Source organism: Bradyrhizobium sp. CCGB12 (assembly GCF_024199845.1).
GTDB lineage: Bacteria > Pseudomonadota > Alphaproteobacteria > Rhizobiales > Xanthobacteraceae > Bradyrhizobium.
Genome location: NZ_JANADO010000001.1, coordinates 1201902 through 1220129, shown reverse-complemented (window position 1 = coordinate 1220129; position 18228 = coordinate 1201902). Strand labels below are relative to the sequence as shown.

The following is an 18228-nucleotide window of genomic DNA, read 5'->3' as shown; positions in this document are numbered from 1 at the left end:
GCCTCCCCTGGAAGGTCCGGTGTCGCCTTGGGCGACGCCGGACCCGACGCTGTGGTCTTTCTTACTTCGTGGCCTGGATCCGCTTGACGAGGCCCTTCAGCTTCTCGTCACCGGCGAACTTGTCGTACACCGGCTTCATCGCGTCGACGAATTCCGCCTTGTTGGCGATCGTGACGACCTGGACGCCGGCCGCCTCGACGGTCTTGCGGGAGGCCTGCTCACGCTCGTCCCAGAGCTTGCGCATGACGGGCACCGATTCCTTGGCCGCCTTGCGGATCATCGCCTGATCCTCCTTGCTCAGCGTGTCCCAGACCTTCTTCGACATCACGAGAACTTCGGGCGCCAGCGAGTGCTCGGTCACGTTGTAGTACTTGGCGGCCTCGAAATGGCGCGAGGATTCGTAGGAAGGCCAGTTGTTCTCGGCAGCGTCCACCAACCCGGTCTTGAGCGCGGTATAGACCTCGCCATAGGGCATCGGCGTCGGGTTGGCCCCGAGGCTCTGGATCATGCCGACCCACAGGTCGGATTGCTGCACGCGGATCTTCAGGCCCTTGAGGTCGGCGAGCGATTTGACCGGTGCCTTGACGGTGTAGATGGACCGGGCGCCGCTGTCGTAATAGGCAAGCCCGACCAATCCCGCGGGCTCCATCGCCGCCAGGATCTCATCGCCGATCGGCCCGTCGAGGACAGTGCGCATGTGCTGCGTGTCCCGGAAGACGAAGGGCAGGCACAACGCGATGGTTTCGGGCACGAAGTTGTTCAGCGGCGATGCGTTGATCCGCATCATGTCGAGCGCGCCGATCTTGAGCTGCTCGATAGTATCCTTCTCGGAGCCCAGGGCGCCGTTCGGAAACACCTTCACGCCGAGCTTGCCGCCGCTCGCCGCCGCGAGCTGCTTGCCCATGAACTTGACGGCCTCGACGGTCGGATAGTCGGCAGGATGGACGTCGGCGGAGCGGAAATCGCGTGCGGTCGCCAGGGGCGCTGAGACCGCCAGTGCAACGGCTGTAATGATACCGGTGAGTGTCTTCATCTGGGCTTTCCTCCTGGATTGATTATGTCGTTGTCGGGCAAGTGCTGCGAGCTGCCTTGGGTCGCTCCACCTCAGGCGTGAAGTCAAGCGCCAATGTCGTCCCTAGGGCGGGCGGCATTCTCTGTCCAAGCCAAATCCGGCATCGATCGATGCAACAGTTGCATCGATCGATTTCTGGCGCAATTCGCATTATGGCGGGTGCAGCGGGCAGGCTCGACGTCGCCGGCACGTTACTTGACGCCAGCAATGGAGGTCCTCCAAGCTGCCCGGCGCAGCGGACCATCTGGAAGGAGTGCCCATGCCGCGGAAGCTGGTCGACATCTCCGTGCCGCTCAGAAACGACGTGACGGCCGATCCACCGGGTAACCACCCGACGATCCAGTATATCGATCACCAGCAGGGTCTGCCGCGCATGCTGCAGTTCTTCGACGGTCTCAAGGCGCAGGACCTGCCGGACGGCCAGGGCTGGGCCGTCGAACAGGTCTCGCTGTCGACCCATAACGGCACCCATCTCGACGCGCCCTGGCACTTCCATCCGACCATGAACCGCGGCGAACGGTCATGGACGATCGACGAGGTGCCGCTGGAATGGTGCTTTCAACCCGGCGTGAAGCTCGACTTCCGGCATCTGCCCGACGGCTACGTGGCGAGCGCCGACGATGTCGAGAAGGAGCTGAAACGGATCGGCCACACGCTGTCGCCGCTGGAGATCGTCGTCGTCAACACCAGCGCCGGCGCAAAATTCGGTCAAGCCGAATACGTCAACTCCGGCTGCGGCATGGGCTATGAAGCCACCATGTACCTGCTCGAGCGCGGCGTCCGCCTGACCGGCACCGACGGCTGGAGCTGGGACGCACCGTTCGTCTACACCGCGAAGAAATATGCCGAAACGAAAGACGCCGGCCTGATCTGGGAGGGTCACAAGGCGGGACGGCATATCGGCTATTGCCATCTCGAGAAGCTGCACAATCTCGATCAATTGCCCGCGACCGGGTTCACGGTCTCATGCTTCCCGGTGAAGATCGAGCGCGCCTCCGCCGGCTGGACCCGCGCGGTCGCCATCATCGACGGCTAGGTCCGAGGAATCACGCGCCGTCGAGGCCGCTCTCGGCAAGTTCGCGCAGCGCATCGGTATCCAGCACGACGATGGCGCCGTGCTCGAGGCGAACCCAGTTGCGGCCGGACCAGGCGCGCAATTGCTTGTTGATGCTCTCGCGCGTCATCCCCACCATCTCGCTGATCTCCTGCTGGGTAATGGCAAGCGTGCCGCTGCCGGAGTCGAGCTTGCGCTCCTCGGTGAGACCGAGCAGCGCACTGGCGAGCCGGCCCGGCAGGTTCTGGAGGATCACCTGCTCGACCTGCTGGCTGGTCCAGCGCAGGCGCGCGCAGAGCAGTTCGATGAACTTCATCGCCAGCGCCGGCTGGCTCTTCACGAAGGGCAGGAAGTCCCGGCGGTCGATGATGTAGAGCTCGCAATTGGTGTTGGCGGTGGCGTCGGCCGACCGGGGCGCACCGTCGAGCACCGCGATCTCGCCAAAGATTTCTCCCGGACCGATCAGATTGAGAATGGCATTCCGTCCATCCGGCGAGGAAGAGGAGATCTTCACCGTTCCCGTGATCACCGCGAACAAATTGTTGCCGGGATCGCCCTTGGCGGCGATCGTCGAACCGCGCTTCACGGTGGTGTGCTTGGCATAGCGGCAGAGCTGATCGAGCGCGTCCGGCTCCAGATCCGCGAAGATCGGGTGCTTGCGCAGGACCGATAGTTTGTTACCCGCCGACTGTCGGGGATCGCCGGTCTTGTCCTGAGGCACGCCGCGGAGCTCCTAAGACTGCGAGGCACTGAGGTTCCTGCGTAGTCAACGTTATCAAGCTTTTCAACCGGAAAGCAGGGGGTGCGGTGTCGGGCCATTGCTGCGAAAACGCCGTGGTCAGGCGGAGGGCGGCATCCAAAGGATGCGCCGATGCACTCAAATCGATGCAAAGTTGCAGGCAACGCAAGTCGCGATTGCGTTGAGGCGCTGCCGAACCGCCGAGGCCGGCCGGACGAACACCGTCGGTCGGCGGGTTGGATCGGAGGAGCATTTCGGAGCTCAAGCGCCCGAAATCCGGATCGAGTGGCTTTGCTCTGGTTTGCCGGTCCGCCCAGGCCAGACCGCGGCAAATGCGACGAAGATCGCGACGACGCGTACGCTCCCGAGGCTCAGGTGTCAGGTGCAGTGCATCATCTACTCAGCCCGGTCGTGCCGATACTGGGGCCGCTGATCGCGTGCATCATCGAGAATCTGCGGAAGACGGGCCAACTGCTGCACAGTTTGCGCTAACGCGGCCCTTCGGGTCCGGATTCATGCTCTAGCGCCCCCTCGCTCAGAGTTTCAGCCTGACGTCGCAGATATCAGGCTCGGTCGGGTCCGGCTTCACTTCGAAGCCGAGCTGCCGGCACATCTCGAGCATCGCGGTGTTCTCCTGGAGCACGTCGCCCGATATGGTCTTCAGTCCTTCCGACTTCGCGTAGTCGATGATCAGCTGCATCAGGGCCCATCCGAGTCCCCTGCCCTTGAGATCAGACCGCAGCAGGATGGCGTATTCGCCGCTCTCGTAAATTGAGTCCGAATGCAGCCGGACGACGCCGACCATCTCGCCGGTCTCCTCGTCGAATGCGATGAAGGCCATCGCGCGCGCATAGTCGAGCTGGGTCAGGCGCGCGATGAACTCGTGGGTAAATTCCTTCATCGGTGCGAAGAAGCGCAGGCGGAGGTCGTGCGCCGTGACGTGACGCAGGAATTCATGGATGGTCGGCTCGTCCTCGGGACGCAATGGCCTCACGAAGATGCGCCAGTCGTCCTTCAGCTTCACGTGCCGCTCCCATTGCGACGGATAGGCCCGAACGGCAAAATTGGCCGGTCCGGAACCGGCGAACTTCCGCTGCGGCGGCCCCACCGCGACACGGGCATCGACGGCGGTCACGCCGGTTTCGTCCGCAAGCAGCGGGTTGATGTCGAATTCGCGGATCTCAGGAACGTCGGCGGCCATCTGCGCCAGCTTGACCAGCACCATGGCGACGGCATCCGGCTTCACGGCCGGCACGTCTCGATAGGCGCGAAGAAGCCGTGATACGCGCGTGCGGTCGATCAAGTCGCGGGCGAGTTGCAGGTCGAGCGGCGGCAGCGCCAGCGCCTTGTCGTTGATGATCTCCACAGCCGTCCCGCCCCGGCCGAACACGACGACGATTCCGAAGGTGGGATCGTCGGCGAGGCCGAGGATCAGCTCGCGCGCCTTCGCCTTGACCACCATCGCTTGCACAATGACCCCACCGATGCGGGCGTCGCGCCGCAGCTTCCTCGCCCGGTCGAGAATGTCAGTGGCGGCCGCGCGCACCGCATCCGGCGTGGTCAGATTGAGGACGACACCGCCGACATCCGACTTGTGAACGATGTCGCGCGACATGATCTTCAAGACGACGGTGGCACCTTGCACGAAGATCTCGTTCGCATAGGCCACTGCCTGCTCGACACCCTCAGCGGCATAGGTCGGCACCATCGCGATGTCGTAGGCTTCGAGCAGGTGCTTGATCTCGACGGGCTCGAGCCACTTGCGGCCGTCGGCGATGGCTGCGGTCACGATCTGTCTGGCGGCCCGGGCGTCCGGGACGAATGTTTCGGGCATCGCGGGCGGAACCTGACTCAGCTCCTCCACCACTTCGCGATGCCGGACCAGATGCATGAAGCCGCGCACGGCATCGTCCTCGGTCGGGTAATTCGGAATGCCCGCGCCGGAGAGCGACTGAATGATCTTCTGATCGGCACCGACCCAGCCGGCCAGCACAGGCTTTGCCCATCGGCGATGCTGCTCGCGGTATCTTGCGACGAGCTCCGTCACGGCCGTGGCGATGTCGGCAGCCGAGGCGATCGCCGTTTGCACGTTGAGGACAAGGACTGCGTCATTGTCGGGATCTGCGAGCAGCACCTCCAGCGCCGCCGCGTAGCGCGCGGCGTCAGCGTCGCCAACGATGTCGACGGGATTTGCACCGGACCAGGTCGGCGGCAGCGCGGCATCGAGTTTCTTGCGGGCCTCCGCCGAGATCGATGCCGGAATTCCGCCCAGTTCGACCAATCGATCGATGGCGAGGACGCCGAGGCCGCCGCCATTGGTCAGGATGGCGAGACGCTTTCCCGTCGGCGATTCAACGCGGCCGAGCGTCTCGGCGCAATCGAACAGCTCGCGCAGGTCGGACACCCGCAGGACGCCCGCGCGGCGGAACGCGGCGTCGTAGACCGCGTCGGCGCCGGCGAGCGCGCCGGTATGCGTGGCAGCGGCCTTCGCGCCCTGCACCATGCGGCCGGACTTCACCACGACGACCGGCTTCACGCGCGCGGCGGCACGGGCGGCCGACATGAACTTGCGCGCGTCCTTGATGGCCTCGATATAGAGCAGGATCGCGCGGGTCTTGTGATCCATCGCGTAATAGTCGAGCAGATCGGCAAGGTCGACGTCGATCTGATCGCCGATCGAGACGATGCCGGAGAAGCCGACGCCACGTTGCGCCGCCCAATCGACCATGCCGGCTGCGATCGCCCCCGATTGCGAAATCAGTGCGAGATTGCCTGCTCCCGGCATGTGTGCGGCGAAGCTGGCATTGAGGTTCACCTCGGGCATCATGATGCCGAGACAGTTCGGACCGATCAGCCGCATGCCGTATTTTCGGGCCGCGGCGATTGCAGCCTCGTGCAGGGAGCCCGGTCCGTGGCCGAGCCCGGCCGAGACGATCAGCGCGCCCGCCGTGCCGCGATGCCCGGCCTGGTCGATGATCCCAGGAACCTCCCGCGCCGGCGCGGTGATGACCACGAGCTCGGGAACGAAAGGCAACTTGTCCAGGCTCTTCACCGCGGCGATGCCGCCGATCTCGGCATGGCGCGGATTGACGAGGCCAAACTGTCCCTTGAATTCGGCGCTGCGGATGTTGTCGAGGACGGCGCGTCCCACGGAGACCGGGCGGGCACTCGCGCCGACCAGCGCGACGGAGCGCGGCGACAGCAGATTCTTCAGACGGTAGGTCGACATGAAAGCAAATGCACCCGGTCGCTGACGGTTCCGATGATGGAAATTCAGGCTGGAAACTGCGAGCCTGGTACGAGATCATAACCCAACATGGTGGCTGGCCAATGACGGTCTTGTCACACCGCCCCAGACGATCTCGTTCAGGCACCAGCAGGAATGACCGACGAGTCTGCGACCCAGGACCGGATCTTTGCGGCTCTCACCGATTCCGCCATACATCCGGGCGTGAGACGGATCGATACGCACGCCGCCTCGGTCTTTCTCGACGGCAAGCGCGCGCTGAAAATCAAGCGGGCCGTGCATTTTCCGTTCCTCGATTATTCGACGCTCGATAAGCGCAAGGCGGCCTGCGAGGAGGAGATCAGGATCAACCGGCCGCTGGCGCCGCAGATCTATCATCGCGTCGTCGCGATCACGGAGGAGCCTGATGGCTCGGTGCAGATCGACGGGCCCGGCCGGCCGATCGAATATGCGGTCGAGATGTCGCGCTTCGACGAAAGCCAAACGCTGGATCATCTGGCCAAGGACGGCCCGCTGGATGAGACTCTCGCCTCGGCTGCCGCCGACGCGATCGTGGGTTCGCATGCCGCAGCGCCCCGCTCCGACGGCAGGGCTTGGGTTTCCTCCATCCGCGGCCTGATCGATGGAAACGACAGTGGCCTGCGGACCGGCAACCATCTCGAAGCTGATGCGATCGGACTGCTCGGCAGGGCCTCGCACGCGACATTCCTGCGCCTTCGGCCTCTGCTCGAGGAGCGCGGCCGCCTCGGCTTCGTGCGGCGCTGCCACGGCGACCTGCATCTTGCGAATATCGTGTCGATCGACCAACAGCCTGTAATGTTCGACGCCATCGAATTCGATGCGAGAATCGCAACTGTCGACGTGCTCTACGATCTCGCATTCACATTGATGGACCTGTTGCGCCACGATCAGGCACGCGCGGCCAACATCGTCCTGAACCGATATCTCGCTGCGACTCCGCCCGACAATCTCGGCGCGCTCTCCGTCCTGCCGCTGTTCATGTCGATCCGGGCGGCAATCCGCGCCCAGGTGGCGCTGGCACGGCTAAAGCCGCCGCGTTGTGACGACCCTGATATCCTTGACGACGCACGGCGCTATTTCGACCTCGCCCGGGTGCTGATCCAGCCTGCCGCTCCGCGGCTGATTGCCGTCGGCGGACTGTCAGGCACCGGAAAGACGGTTTTGGCGCGCGCGCTCGCGCCGTTCGTCGCGCCGTCGCCGGGAGCAATCGTGCTGCGCAGCGACGTCATCCGCAAGCAGATGTTCGGGGTCAAGGACACGCAGCGGCTGCCGCCATCCGCATACACGCCAGAGGTCACGGCCCGCGTCTACGACACGCTGGCTCAGCACGCCCGGCGGGTGCTGGCGCAAGGCCATTCGGCGATCATCGACGGTGTATTCGCCGCCGAGGACGAACGAGACGCGATCGCCGCACTGGCGCGCGAGAGCAACGCGCCGTTGAACGGGCTGTTCCTGGTTGCGGATCTCGCCACCCGCCAGGCGCGAATCGGACGTCGCCGGGGAGACGCATCCGACGCCACGCAAGAGGTTGCCGCGCAGCAGGAGGGCTATAATATCGGCCATGTCGGTTGGGCGACCATCGATGCATCCGGGACACAAGAGCAGACGCTGCAGAGCTGTCGGGACGCAATCGTTGAGGGCAAATAAGGCAATCTGATTGACGCGGGCAAGGATGGCGCGACCCAGCACGACCTCGACGGCCGCTCGCGCCATGCCGGCGACGCGGCGTAGTGCCTTGCCCGGCCGCCTCAGCCCCGGCATGGCCTGCGACACGGCGTTCCGGATCATCGCCCGCCGTCACCTCGATGCCGTGCTCGCCCAGCACGACGGCACCTGCCGCGGCGACCCCGACGCCCTGCACCAGATCCGGATCGCGCTGACGCATCTGCGCACCGCCATTCGCTTCTTCTCGCGAATGGTCGACGACGCGCGGCGGCCGGAGATCTGGACCGAGTTGAAATGGCTGAACGGCCAACTCGGCATGGTCAGGGACCTCGACGTGGCGATCGAGCGCGTCGTCGCCGAGACCGGCGACGAGCTCTCCGTGATCGCCGAGCTCCGACATTGGGACGAGAAGCGCGCCGAGAGCCACCGCCTGCTGGCGCGCGCGCTGCAATCCGCGCGCTATCGCCGCCTGGTCGAGCAAACTTCCGGCTGGATCGAGAGCGGCCCCTGGTCGACCCGGCGCAGCAAGGAAGCGATCAGATTGCGTCGCACCTCGCTCGCCGACCATGCGATGGCGCAGCTGACCGCGTGGGAAAAGACGCTGCTCAAAAAGGCGCGCAAGCTCCGCAAGCTCGACGTCGAGAAGCGCCACAAGCTACGGCTCCTCAACAAGCGGATGACATATTCAGTCGAGTCGCTGGAAGACCTGTTCGCCGACGAGTCCTTGACGAAGCAGAAGTCGATCCTCAAGCAATTGCGAAAGGCGCAAAAGTCGCTCGGCCAGTTGAACGATGATGCTCGCGGGCAAACGCTGGCGGCCTCGTTGAATGAAATCGTCCCCGAGGCAGGGATTCGCTTCCTCGACCGCAAGCGGGAAAAGAAGTTACTGCGAGCCGCCTCGAAGGCCTATCGGAAGCTGGACAAGGCCAAGCCGTTCCGCTCCTCGGACCTCGCGCCGAATTCGGAGCCCGAGGACTAGGTGTGCATTATCTCTGTTGACATGATCTCTGTTGACATGCGTCAAACTCCTCCGCAGCCCCTGATCTAAGCTTCGCGTATGCTGATCGCGGCCGGGCTCAGCGAGGAATGACGGCGGTGGCCTCGATTTCGACGCGCGCCGCCTTCTCGACGAGCCGGACGACCTGGACCAGGGCCATCGAAGGATAGTGCGCTCCGAAGACCTCGCGATAGACCCTGCCCAGCTCCTTCAGATTGCCCAGGTACTCGTTCATGTCGACGACGTACCAGGTCAGGCGTACGAGGTGCTCGGGCCGGGCGCCGGCCTCGGCCAGGATCGCGGCGATGTTACCCAGGGTCTGGCGCACCTGCGCGACGAAGCCGTCCGCGAGACGCTCTTCGGCATCCCAGCCGATCACCCCGCCAGTGACGACGATACGTCCCTCAACAGCCATGCCGTTGGCATAACCCTTCGGCACCGGCCAGCCAGACGGCTGGAGGATCTGCGCCTTGGGGCGGGTTTCGTGCTCGGCTGCCGTCGGCAGCACCGCGAGCTGAGGGCCATTTGGCGTCGTCACGGACAATTCTCTATCCTTCTCTCATTCCGCCGCGACGCCCGAGGACGTCGCCTGCGCCAGCTGACGCAGGGCGAAGCGTTTCAACTTGCCGGTCTCGGTCTTCGGCAATTGCGTCACGAATTCGATCGCGCGCGGATATTTGTACGGCGCGATCTCGCGTTTGACATGCTCCTGCAGCTCGGCGACGAGCTGCGCGTCCGGCGTCACACCGGGCGCTGCAATGACATACGCTTTCACGATCATGCCGCGCGCCTCGTCCGGCGCTCCCACCACACCGCACTCGACGACGGAGGAATGCGTGAGCAGCGCCGCCTCGACGTCGGTCCCAGCGATATTGTAGCCGGCCGACACGATCATGTCGTCGGAGCGCGACTGATACCAGAAGTAACCATCGCTATCCATCAGGTAGGTGTCGCCGGTGATGTTCCAGCCGTTCTGGACATATTTGCGTTGCCGCTCGTCGGCAAGATAACGGCAGCCGGTCGGCCCCCGTACCGCCAGGCGGCCCATCGTCCCGGGCGGCACGTCGGCGCCCTCGTCGTCGACGATCTTGGCCTCATAGCCCGGAACCGGCTTGCCGGTCGCGCCGGGGCGGATCTCGTCCTCGGTGGCGCTGATGAAGATGTGCAGCAGCTCGGTCGAACCGATGCCGTCCATCAGCTTGATGCCCGTGGCCTTCAGCCAGGCTTCGAATGTCGGCTTCGGCAGCGTCTCGCCCGCGGAGACGCATTTGCGGAGCGAGGAGATGTCGCGGCCCGGCAGCTTGGCGACCATGGCACGGTATGCGGTCGGCGCCGTGAAGCAGACCGTGGTCTTGTACTGCTCGATCGCATTCAGAATGTCGTCCGGCGTCGTCTTTTCCAGCACGACGAAGGAGGCACCGATATGCATCGGAAACAACACGCCGCCAAAGCCGAAGGTGAAGGCGAGCGGTGCCGATCCGACGAAGCGATCCTTCTGCTCGGCGCGCAAGATGTTGCGCGCGTAGCCGTCGCACACCGCCAGCATGTCCCGGTGGAAATGCATGGTGCCCTTGGGATCGCCTGTCGTGCCCGACGTGAAGGCGATCAGGCAGACGTCGTCGAAGGCGGTATCGACGGCCCTGAACTCCGGACTCGCATCCGCGGTCAGCGCTTCGAGCGAATCGGGGCCGCCGTTGCCCCAATAGACCACGTGCTTGAAGCCTGGCGCCGCGGATTTCGCCTTCTCCATCTCCTCGGAGAGCTTTCCGTCACACAGCGCAAGCGTGATCTCCGCTTTCTGAATCGGATAAGACAGCTCCTTGGCGCGCAACAGCGGCATGGTGGCGACGACGATGCCCCCGGCCTTGATGATCGCGAGATAGGTTGCGACCATCATCGGATTGTTGGCCGAGCGCAGCAACACGCGCCCGCCGGTCACCAGCCCCAGCTTGCCGACCAGCACGTTTGCGATGCGGTTCACGAGAGCCTGCAGCTCGCGATAGGTGTAGCTGACCGCAGGACTGATGACGCAAGGCGCATCACCGTGGCCCTGCTCGACCCAGCGATCGAGGAAGTAGCTGACGCAGTTCAATCGCGCCGGATAGCGCAGCTCCGGCCGCGTGAAGATGAAATCGGGCCAGAGCTCGCGCGGCGGCAGATGTTGCCGCGCGAACGTATCGATATGGGCCGTCGCAGCATTGCCGTCACACGAGCCCGACACTTGAACCTTGGCGGCGTTGGCCATCGCACGCTCCTTTCAGCATGGATTGCACCCGGCAGCACGATCTGGAAACATTTTAGGCTTAAAACAATTTCGCGCAATAGCGGATTTTGGCCTGACGTGCTTTTTCCTGTGGCAAAAGGGTTTGGCGGCCTGTCCCGCCCGCGCGGTTACGGCCGGCGGCGCGCGGCCGATTTCTGCGCCGACGCCTTGGTCTTGGCCAAGAGCCGCATCAGTTCGCGCACATCCTTCGGCGAGAGGTCGGCGAAGAGGTCGGCAATCCAGGTTTCGTGTTCCGCAGCCATCCTGCGAAACTCGGCACGCCCGAGTTTCGTGAGGCGGATCACCTGGACGCGGCGGTCCGTGTCCGAGGTTCGCCGGTCGAGATGACCGGATTCCACGAGACGCTCGACGAGGCCGGTGACATTGCCATTCGACACCATCATGCGCTTGGACACATCGGACAGCGTCATGCCATCCGGCGCCTTGTCGAGCTGCGCCATCAGGTCGAAACGCGGCAAAGTGACGTCGAAGCGCTGGCGCAGCCGGCCACGAACCTCGCCCTCGATCAGGGTCGTGCAGGTCAGGAGCCGCAGCCACAGCCGAAGCTCTTCGGCGTGGTCCTCCGGCGTTTCGACGGCCTTGGTCTCGGAATCGAGCATGTTGATGCAGTCAATCACGGCCGGCATTGGCGCGGGCACGAATTCCCCAACGTTTTGAGCTTCAAATAAATCGGAGCCGGCTGCAAGTCCAAAGCTGCAGCAATCAACCGCACGTCGATTTCTTTAGGCTTCAAATAATTGGCGCGCCGCTTGCATGGGCCGCTGCCGCAGGATGTAACGCGTCGCGCTTGGCTTGCCGCGGCGGCCATCATCGGCATAAGCTTGGATTGGAGTACGTGGCTTGCAACGCGAGCCGATCGTCACGAGGGACAGATCATGAAGACGCAAATGACCTTGGCCGCAGCCGCCATGCTGCTCGGCACCGCGATGACCCCTGCCCTCGCCCAGGAGAAAATCAAGCTGGGTGTGGTCGTGACCCTGTCGGGACCTGCCGCTGCGCTGGGCCAGCAAGTGCGTGACGGCTTTGCACTCGCGGTGAAGGATCTCGGCGGCAAGATGGGCGGCCGCGACGTCGAGGTCGTCGTGGTCGATGACGAGCTCAAGCCGGACGCGGCGGTGACCAAGGTCAAGGGCTTGCTCGAGCGCGACAAGGTCGACTTCGTGGTCGGCCCGATCTTCTCCAACATCCTCCAGGCGATCCACAGGCCCATCACAGAGTCGAAGACCTTCCTGATCAGCCCCAATGCCGGTCCGTCGACGTTCGCCGGCAAGGACTGCAACCCGTTCTTCTATGTGACGTCCTATCAGAACGATCAGGTGCACGAGATCCTCGGCAAGGTCGCGCAGGATCGCGGCTACAAGCGCATGTATCTGATGGTCCCGAACTATCAGGCCGGCAAGGATTCCGTGGCGGGCTTCAAGCTCGACTACAAGGGCGAGATCGTCGAGGAATCCTACATGCCGCTCAACACGCTGGACTTCCAGCCGGAGCTTTCCAAGATTTCCTCGCAGAAGCCCGATGCGCTGTTCACGTTCATGCCGGGCGGTCTCGGCGTCAATCTCGTCAAGCAATACCGGCAGGCCGGCCTCGCCGACAGCATTCCGGTGCTCTCGGCCTTCACGGTGGATGAATCGACCTTGCCGGCGCAGCAGGACGCGGCGGTCGGCATGTTCGGCGGTGCAAACTGGGCGCCCAATCTCGACAACCCGCAGAACAAGAAGTTCGTTGCCGCCTATGAGGCTGCCTATAACGGCGTGCCCGGCACCTACGCTTTCCAGGCCTATGACGCCGCGATGCTGATCGACAGCGCGGTGAAGTCGGTGAAGGGCGACCTCTCGAACAAGGATGCCGTTCGGGCGGCGCTCAAGAAGGCCGACTTCACCTCGCTGCGCGGCACCTTCAAGTTCAACACCAACGGCTATCCGATCCAGGATTTCTACCTGACCAAGGTCGCCAAGCGCCCGGACGGCAAGTTCCAGACCGAGATCGTGCAGAAGGTCTTCGAGAATTACGGCGACCGCTATGCCAAGGACTGCAAGGCGGCGAACTGAGCCGAGCGTCGCGTCAAGGGAGGACGTCAATGAGCAGCGAAATCACCGGCATCACGCGGGCGAACGAGGGGATCCAGGGCATTTCCTGGAACATCCTCGGCCAGACCTATGTGCCGAAAAGCAAGACGGAGCACAGCTTCTCCTGGCATGCGACACTGCCGCCGGGCACCTTCGTGCCGCCGCACATTCATCCCGACCAGGATGAGTATCTCTACATGCTGGAGGGCAAGCTCGACTTCATGCTCGGCAATTCGGAGTCGCAGGCGACCGCGGGCGATCTGATCCGGCTCGGCATGGGCGTACCGCACGGCATCTTCAACAAGTCGGAGCAGACGGCAAAGGTGCTGTTCTGGGTGTCGCCGAGCCGCAAGCTGTTCGAGTTGTTCTGGGGCCTTCACAACATGAAGGAGCAGAAGCCCGAGGACGTGGTGGCGATGGCCGCCGAGTTCAATATCCACTTCCTGCCGCCGCCGCCCGGCGGCTAGCAGCGTGTCTTAAGCCCGCACCGCCGCAAGTCCCGGCACTGCGGCGAAGCCTGCCTTGGTGGCATAGCCGCGCACGATGGCTTCGCGCTGGGAGTAGCTCAGGACGTTGTCGACATTGTCAAAGCCATCAGGCGCGAGCTGCTCGACGGCGTCGATGACGCCCTCGGGACCGCCGCGCCGGTTGGACCGGACGATATCCGCCGTCATCGGCAGGCGCTTCTTCTCGTATTCGAGCAACGCCTGACGCGGGTGTTCGGCGCGCACCAGCGCGTCCGCAAGGCAGCGCGCGTCGAGGATGGCCTGCGAGGCGCCGTTCGATCCGACCGGATACATGGGATGCGCGGCGTCGCCGAGCAGCGTGACGCGCCCCGATGACCAATAGGGCAAGGGATCGCGGTCGCAGGTCGGATATTCGTAGAATTCGGGCGTCGCGGAGATCAGGCTCTTGACGTCGATATAGGGGACCGAGAAGCGCGCGACGTGCGGCATCAGCTCTTCGCGGCGGCCCGGCCGGGACCAATCTTCTTTCCGCGGCGGCGGAGCGTTGCCCTCGCCGACCTTCACCAGGACGGCCCAATTGGTCAGGCGGCTCGCCGGGCTCGATCCTTCCGCGATCGGATAGATCACCACCTTGGCATTGAGACCGCCGGCCACGATCATGGATTTGCCGGTCAGGAATAGCGGCCAGTCACGCGCACCGCGCCACAGCATCAGGCCGTTCCAGCACGGCGGGCCCTCGTTCGGGAACAGCGTCTCTCGGACGCGCGAATGGATGCCGTCGGCGCCGATCAGGATATCGCCTCGCGCGGTGTGAACATGTGCACCGGCGCGATCGAAGAAATAGGCGGTGACACCGCCCTCGTCCTGCGTGAAAGCGCCGAGCCGGCAGCCGGTGTGAATCGCGGCCTGTCCGAGCCGCTCCTCGACCGCGCGATGGATGACGCCCTGAAGACGGCCACGGTGGATCGAGAATTGCGGCACGTCGTGGCCGGCGTCGATGCCGCGGGCTTCGCGCCAGACCTCCTGGCCGTGGCGATTGAGATAATAGAGCTGATCGGTGCGGATCGCGACGTCGTCGAGCTTCTGCAACAGGCCAAGCCCTGCCAGCTCGCGCATGGCATGCGGCAGCGTGTTGATGCCGACGCCGAGCTCGCGAATGGTGTCGGCCTGCTCGAAGATCTCACAATCCAGGCCGCGCGAGCGCAGCATCAATGCCGTGGTGAGACCACCGATACCGCCACCGACGATAATCGCCTTCATCGCCCAAACTCCACTCGAAACACAGGCAATGGGTTAACGTCGCACGGGCGGTCACTCCGCCGCAAGCGGCTTTGTCGCCTCCGCCTTGAGCTCGGCCCGGGTCTTGGGCTTAGCCTTAATTCTCAGCTCCTCGAGGTCCTGCCGATCGCGGACGCTGTTGCGGAAAATCTGATCTTTTCCGGGCAGATATTGCGGCGGGCAGAACGCGTCATTTGCCCCGTACCAGGCCGCCGCCTTCATGGTGAAGAAGGGGTCAACCAGATGCGGACGGCCGAGCGCGACAAGGTCGGCGCGGCCGGCGGCAAGGATGGTGTTGGCCTGGTCCGCCGTCGTGATGTTGCCGACGCACATGGTGGCCACCCGCGCCTCGTTGCGGACCTGGTCGGAGAACGGCGTCTGGAACATGCGCCCGTAGACCGGCTGCGAATCGCGCACGGTCTGCCCGGTCGAGACGTCGACGAGATCGACACCGGCCTCGGCGAACGCACGCGCGATGGCGACAGCGTCGTCGCCGCCGATACCGCCTTCAGCCCAATCGGTCGCAGAAATGCGAACCGACATCGGCTTGTGCGACGGCCACACCGATCGCAGCGCCTCGAAGACCTCGAGCGGGAAACGCAGACGGTTGGCGAGCGAACCGCCATACTCGTCCGTGCGGGTGTTGGTCAGCGGCGAGATGAAGCTGGCGAGCAGATAGCCGTGGGCGCAGTGCAATTCGAGCATGTCGAAGTCGCAGCGCTCGCCGCGCTCGGCTGCCGCAACGAACGCGTCTCTCACCGCATTCATGCCGGCGCGATCGAGCTCGCGCGGCACCTGACTGTCGGGGAAATAGGGCAGCGGCGATGCCGAAAAGACCTCCCAGCCGCCCTGATCGAGCGGCCGGTCCATCCCATCCCACATCAGCTTGGTCGCGCCCTTGCGGCCGGCATGGCCGAGTTGCAAGCAAATCTTCGCGGCCGAATTGCCGTGGACGAAATCCACGATGCGATGCCACGACGCTTCCTGTTCGTCATTCCACAGGCCGGCGCAGCCAGGCGTGATCCGGGCGTCACGGCTGACGCAGGTCATCTCGGTGAAGATAAGCCCGGCGCCGCCGATCGCGCGCGAGCCGTAATGCACCAGGTGGAAATCGGTCGGCACGCCTTCCTTGGCCGAATACATGCACATCGGCGACACCACGGCACGATTGGCGAGTTCCATCTCGCGCAAACGGAAAGGCTGGAACAGCGGCACCATCGGCCGGTCGGTGTCGACATCGAAGCCGTTGCCGCGCACCTGCCTCGCAAACGATTTATCCACCTGCGCCACGAAATCCGGCGCGCGGAGCTTCAGATTGTCATAGGTGATCGCCTTCGAGCGCGTCATGACGCCGAAGGCGAACTGCACGGGATCAAAGTCCCAGAAGCGGTCGACGTGCTCGAACCAGACCAGCGAGACGTCGGCGGCGTGCTGCGTCTTCTCGACCTCCTCGCGGCGGCCGTGCTCGTAGACCTCAAGCGCGGCCTTGACGCTGGGCGCCTTCTCCATCGCGTCGGCCAGCGCGATCGCATCCTCCATCGCGAGCTTGGTGCCCGAGCCGATCGAGAAATGCGCGCTCGCCTTGGCGTCGCCGAGCAGGACCATGTTGTCCTTGACCCAGCGCTTGCTGCGGATCATCGGGAAGTTGCGCCACATCGAGCGGTTGGTCAGCAGCTGATGCCCGCCGAGGAACCAGCCGAAGATGTCCGCCATCCGCGCGGCGGACTGAGCCTCGTCCAGCCCTGTCAGCCCGGCCCGCTCGAAGGTTTCAGGGTCCGTCTCGAAGATCCAGGTCGAATGCCCGACCTCATACTGATAGGCATGGGCAATGAACGGCCCCCACTCGGTCTCCTGGAAGATGAAGGTGAAGGCATCGAGCGGTTTGGTCGAGCCCATCCAGGCAAACTTGTTGGAGCGAACGTCGACCTCGGGCTGGAAATGATCGAGATACTTCTCACGGAAGCGGCTATTGATGCCGTCCGCAAGCAGGATGAGGTCGGCGTCGGCGAAGCGGGCTTCGTCGTCGATATCCACTTCGAAATGCAGGGCGACGCCCAGCTCGCGCGCACGCTCCTGGAGGATCAGCAGCAGCTTCTGCCGTGAGCAGCCGCAGAAGCCGTTGCCGCCGACCCGATGCACCGTGCCGCGGAAATGCACGGCAATGTCATCCCAATAGGCGAATTCCTGGGTGATGCGGCGGTAGCTCGGAAGATCGTGCTTCTCGAAATTGTCCAGCGTGGCATCGGAGAACACCACGCCGAAGCCGAAGGTATCATCGGCCCGATTGCGCTCATACACGGCGACTTCGGCGCCCGGGCGCTGCTTCTTGAGCAGGATCGCAGCGTAGAGACCCGCAGGTCCACCACCGATGATCGCGACTTTCATGGGAGCCTCGCCAATTCACCTGGTCATGGAAACTATTTTAAGCCTAAAATAATTTCACGCAAGTCCCCCGTTGCTGATGTGGCCCCCGCAAAGATGACCGCCCTAATCGCCCCTGAAGACCGGCTTGACCTTGTTGGCAAAAGCCTCGAAGGCGCGCTCGAAATCCGCCGTCGTCATGCACAGCGCCTGGGCAACGGCTTCGGCCTCGATCGCCTCCTCCACCGACATCGCCCACTCCATCGCCAGCATCCGCTTGGTCATGGTGTTGGCGAAGGTCGGTCCTTCCGCGACCTGCTTGGCCAGCAACTGCGCCTGCGGCAGCAGCTGCTCGGACGTGACGAGGCGGCTGAAGAAGCCCCAGCGCTCGCCTTCGTCAGCGGTCATGAACCGGCCGGTGTAGAGCAGTTCGGAGGCACGTGACTGCCCGATGATCCGCGGCAGAATTGCGCAGGCGCCCATGTCGCAGCCGGCCAGCCCCACCTTGTTGAACAGGAACGCGACCTTTGTGCCACTCGCCGCGAGGCGCATGTCCGAGGCCATGGCAATGATCGCGCCCGCCCCGGCGCAGATGCCCTCGACCGCAGCCACGATCGGCTGCGGGCAGGCCCGCATCGCCTTGACGAGATCGCCGGTCATGCGCGTGAAGGCGGTCAGCCCTTTGGTATCCATCTTCACGAGCGGGCCGATGATCTCGAACACGTCGCCGCCGGACGAGAAATTGCCGCCGGCGCCCGTGACGACGATGGATTTGACCGCGTCGTCGAACGCACAGGCGCGGAAGAAATCCGTCAGTTCCCGGTAGCTCTCGAAGGTGAGCGGATTCTTTCGCTCGGGGCGGTTGAGCGTAACAGTCGCGACACCGTCGACCACGGCCAGCAGGAAGTGCTGCGGCGAGTAATCCGCAAGCGGTATGGTGACGGGATTGGCTGGTCTGCTCATGCGATCTCCTT

The 18228-nt window shown here is 64.1% G+C and carries 14 protein-coding genes; 5 read left to right on the top strand and 9 right to left on the bottom strand.

Annotated features, from left to right (window positions below):
- Positions 1-61: 61 nt before the first annotated feature.
- On the bottom strand, positions 62-1033 hold the full coding sequence (locus tag NLM27_RS05715) for a TRAP transporter substrate-binding protein (RefSeq protein WP_254142418.1): 972 nt from the start codon (positions 1031-1033) through the stop codon (positions 62-64).
- Between the two features lie 298 nt (positions 1034-1331).
- On the opposite strand from NLM27_RS05715, the gene NLM27_RS05710 reads away from it, so the two are divergent.
- Positions 1332-2108 (top strand): cyclase family protein, encoded by a 777-nt coding sequence (locus NLM27_RS05710; RefSeq protein WP_254142417.1) that lies wholly within the window; start codon positions 1332-1334, stop codon positions 2106-2108.
- A 10-nt stretch (positions 2109-2118) separates the two neighbouring features.
- On the opposite strand, the gene NLM27_RS05705 is transcribed toward NLM27_RS05710, so the two are convergent.
- Positions 2119-2847, bottom strand: coding sequence for a Crp/Fnr family transcriptional regulator (locus tag NLM27_RS05705; RefSeq protein ID WP_254142416.1), 729 nt, complete (start codon positions 2845-2847; stop codon positions 2119-2121).
- Positions 2848-3400: 553 nt separating this feature from the next.
- Positions 3401-6094 (bottom strand): bifunctional acetate--CoA ligase family protein/GNAT family N-acetyltransferase, encoded by a 2694-nt coding sequence (locus NLM27_RS05700; RefSeq protein WP_254142415.1) that lies wholly within the window; start codon positions 6092-6094, stop codon positions 3401-3403.
- Between the two features lie 153 nt (positions 6095-6247).
- Here NLM27_RS05700 and NLM27_RS05695 point away from each other — a divergent pair, with 153 nt between their 5' ends.
- Both NLM27_RS05695 and NLM27_RS05690 read left to right on the top strand, forming a co-directional pair.
- Entirely contained in the window at positions 6248-7780 is a 1533-nt protein-coding gene (locus NLM27_RS05695) for a bifunctional aminoglycoside phosphotransferase/ATP-binding protein (protein WP_254142414.1), read from the top strand.
- A 25-nt stretch (positions 7781-7805) separates the two neighbouring features.
- The gene (locus NLM27_RS05690) at positions 7806-8777 is read left to right on the top strand and encodes a CHAD domain-containing protein (protein WP_254142413.1); all 972 of its coding nucleotides are present in this window, start codon (positions 7806-7808) and stop codon (positions 8775-8777) included.
- A gap of 97 nt (positions 8778-8874) precedes the next feature.
- On the opposite strand, the gene NLM27_RS05685 is transcribed toward NLM27_RS05690, so the two are convergent.
- From NLM27_RS05685 to NLM27_RS05675, 3 genes are all read right to left on the bottom strand, one after another.
- A complete protein-coding gene (locus NLM27_RS05685; protein WP_254142412.1) occupies positions 8875-9339 on the bottom strand; it encodes a RidA family protein in 465 nt (154 codons plus the stop codon).
- 15 nt (positions 9340-9354) lie between these two features.
- The gene (locus NLM27_RS05680) at positions 9355-11040 is read right to left on the bottom strand and encodes a benzoate-CoA ligase family protein (RefSeq protein WP_254142411.1); all 1686 of its coding nucleotides are present in this window, start codon (positions 11038-11040) and stop codon (positions 9355-9357) included.
- A gap of 146 nt (positions 11041-11186) precedes the next feature.
- Complete coding sequence (locus NLM27_RS05675) at positions 11187-11705, bottom strand: MarR family winged helix-turn-helix transcriptional regulator (RefSeq protein ID WP_254142410.1); 519 nt, start codon at positions 11703-11705, stop codon at positions 11187-11189.
- A gap of 249 nt (positions 11706-11954) precedes the next feature.
- Between NLM27_RS05675 and NLM27_RS05670 the strand changes: the two genes are divergently transcribed.
- Both NLM27_RS05670 and NLM27_RS05665 read left to right on the top strand, forming a co-directional pair.
- Positions 11955-13130, top strand: coding sequence for an ABC transporter substrate-binding protein (locus tag NLM27_RS05670; protein ID WP_254142409.1), 1176 nt, complete (start codon positions 11955-11957; stop codon positions 13128-13130).
- A 29-nt stretch (positions 13131-13159) separates the two neighbouring features.
- Complete coding sequence (locus NLM27_RS05665) at positions 13160-13615, top strand: cupin domain-containing protein (RefSeq protein ID WP_254142408.1); 456 nt, start codon at positions 13160-13162, stop codon at positions 13613-13615.
- A 9-nt stretch (positions 13616-13624) separates the two neighbouring features.
- Here the strand turns inward: NLM27_RS05665 and NLM27_RS05660 are convergent, their stop codons facing one another.
- From NLM27_RS05660 to NLM27_RS05650, 3 genes are all read right to left on the bottom strand, one after another.
- The gene (locus tag NLM27_RS05660) at positions 13625-14875 is read right to left on the bottom strand and encodes a flavin-dependent oxidoreductase (RefSeq protein WP_254142407.1); all 1251 of its coding nucleotides are present in this window, start codon (positions 14873-14875) and stop codon (positions 13625-13627) included.
- Between the two features lie 51 nt (positions 14876-14926).
- Entirely contained in the window at positions 14927-17278 is a 2352-nt protein-coding gene (locus tag NLM27_RS05655; RefSeq protein WP_254142406.1) for a bifunctional salicylyl-CoA 5-hydroxylase/oxidoreductase, read from the bottom strand.
- 102 nt (positions 17279-17380) lie between these two features.
- Positions 17381-18217: an enoyl-CoA hydratase family protein gene (locus tag NLM27_RS05650; RefSeq protein ID WP_254142405.1), complete on the bottom strand. Its 837-nt coding sequence runs from the start codon at positions 18215-18217 to the stop codon at positions 17381-17383.
- Between the last annotated feature and the right edge of the window lie 11 nt (positions 18218-18228).

What these genes read in the sequence shown, in the direction of transcription:
- NLM27_RS05715 (WP_254142418.1), bottom strand. Translation starts at nt 1,033, where the DNA reads ATGAAGACACTCACCGGTATCATTACAGCCGTTGCACTGGCGGTCTCA.
- NLM27_RS05710 (WP_254142417.1), top strand. Translation starts at nt 1,332, where the DNA reads ATGCCGCGGAAGCTGGTCGACATCTCCGTGCCGCTCAGAAACGACGTG.
- NLM27_RS05700 (WP_254142415.1), bottom strand. Translation starts at nt 6,094, where the DNA reads ATGTCGACCTACCGTCTGAAGAATCTGCTGTCGCCGCGCTCCGTCGCG.
- NLM27_RS05695 (WP_254142414.1), top strand. Translation starts at nt 6,248, where the DNA reads ATGACCGACGAGTCTGCGACCCAGGACCGGATCTTTGCGGCTCTCACC.
- NLM27_RS05690 (WP_254142413.1), top strand. Translation starts at nt 7,806, where the DNA reads ATGGCGCGACCCAGCACGACCTCGACGGCCGCTCGCGCCATGCCGGCG.
- NLM27_RS05680 (WP_254142411.1), bottom strand. Translation starts at nt 11,040, where the DNA reads ATGGCCAACGCCGCCAAGGTTCAAGTGTCGGGCTCGTGTGACGGCAAT.
- NLM27_RS05675 (WP_254142410.1), bottom strand. Translation starts at nt 11,705, where the DNA reads ATGCCGGCCGTGATTGACTGCATCAACATGCTCGATTCCGAGACCAAG.
- NLM27_RS05670 (WP_254142409.1), top strand. Translation starts at nt 11,955, where the DNA reads ATGAAGACGCAAATGACCTTGGCCGCAGCCGCCATGCTGCTCGGCACC.
- NLM27_RS05665 (WP_254142408.1), top strand. Translation starts at nt 13,160, where the DNA reads ATGAGCAGCGAAATCACCGGCATCACGCGGGCGAACGAGGGGATCCAG.
- NLM27_RS05660 (WP_254142407.1), bottom strand. Translation starts at nt 14,875, where the DNA reads ATGAAGGCGATTATCGTCGGTGGCGGTATCGGTGGTCTCACCACGGCA.
- NLM27_RS05655 (WP_254142406.1), bottom strand. Translation starts at nt 17,278, where the DNA reads ATGAAAGTCGCGATCATCGGTGGTGGACCTGCGGGTCTCTACGCTGCG.
- NLM27_RS05650 (WP_254142405.1), bottom strand. Translation starts at nt 18,217, where the DNA reads ATGAGCAGACCAGCCAATCCCGTCACCATACCGCTTGCGGATTACTCG.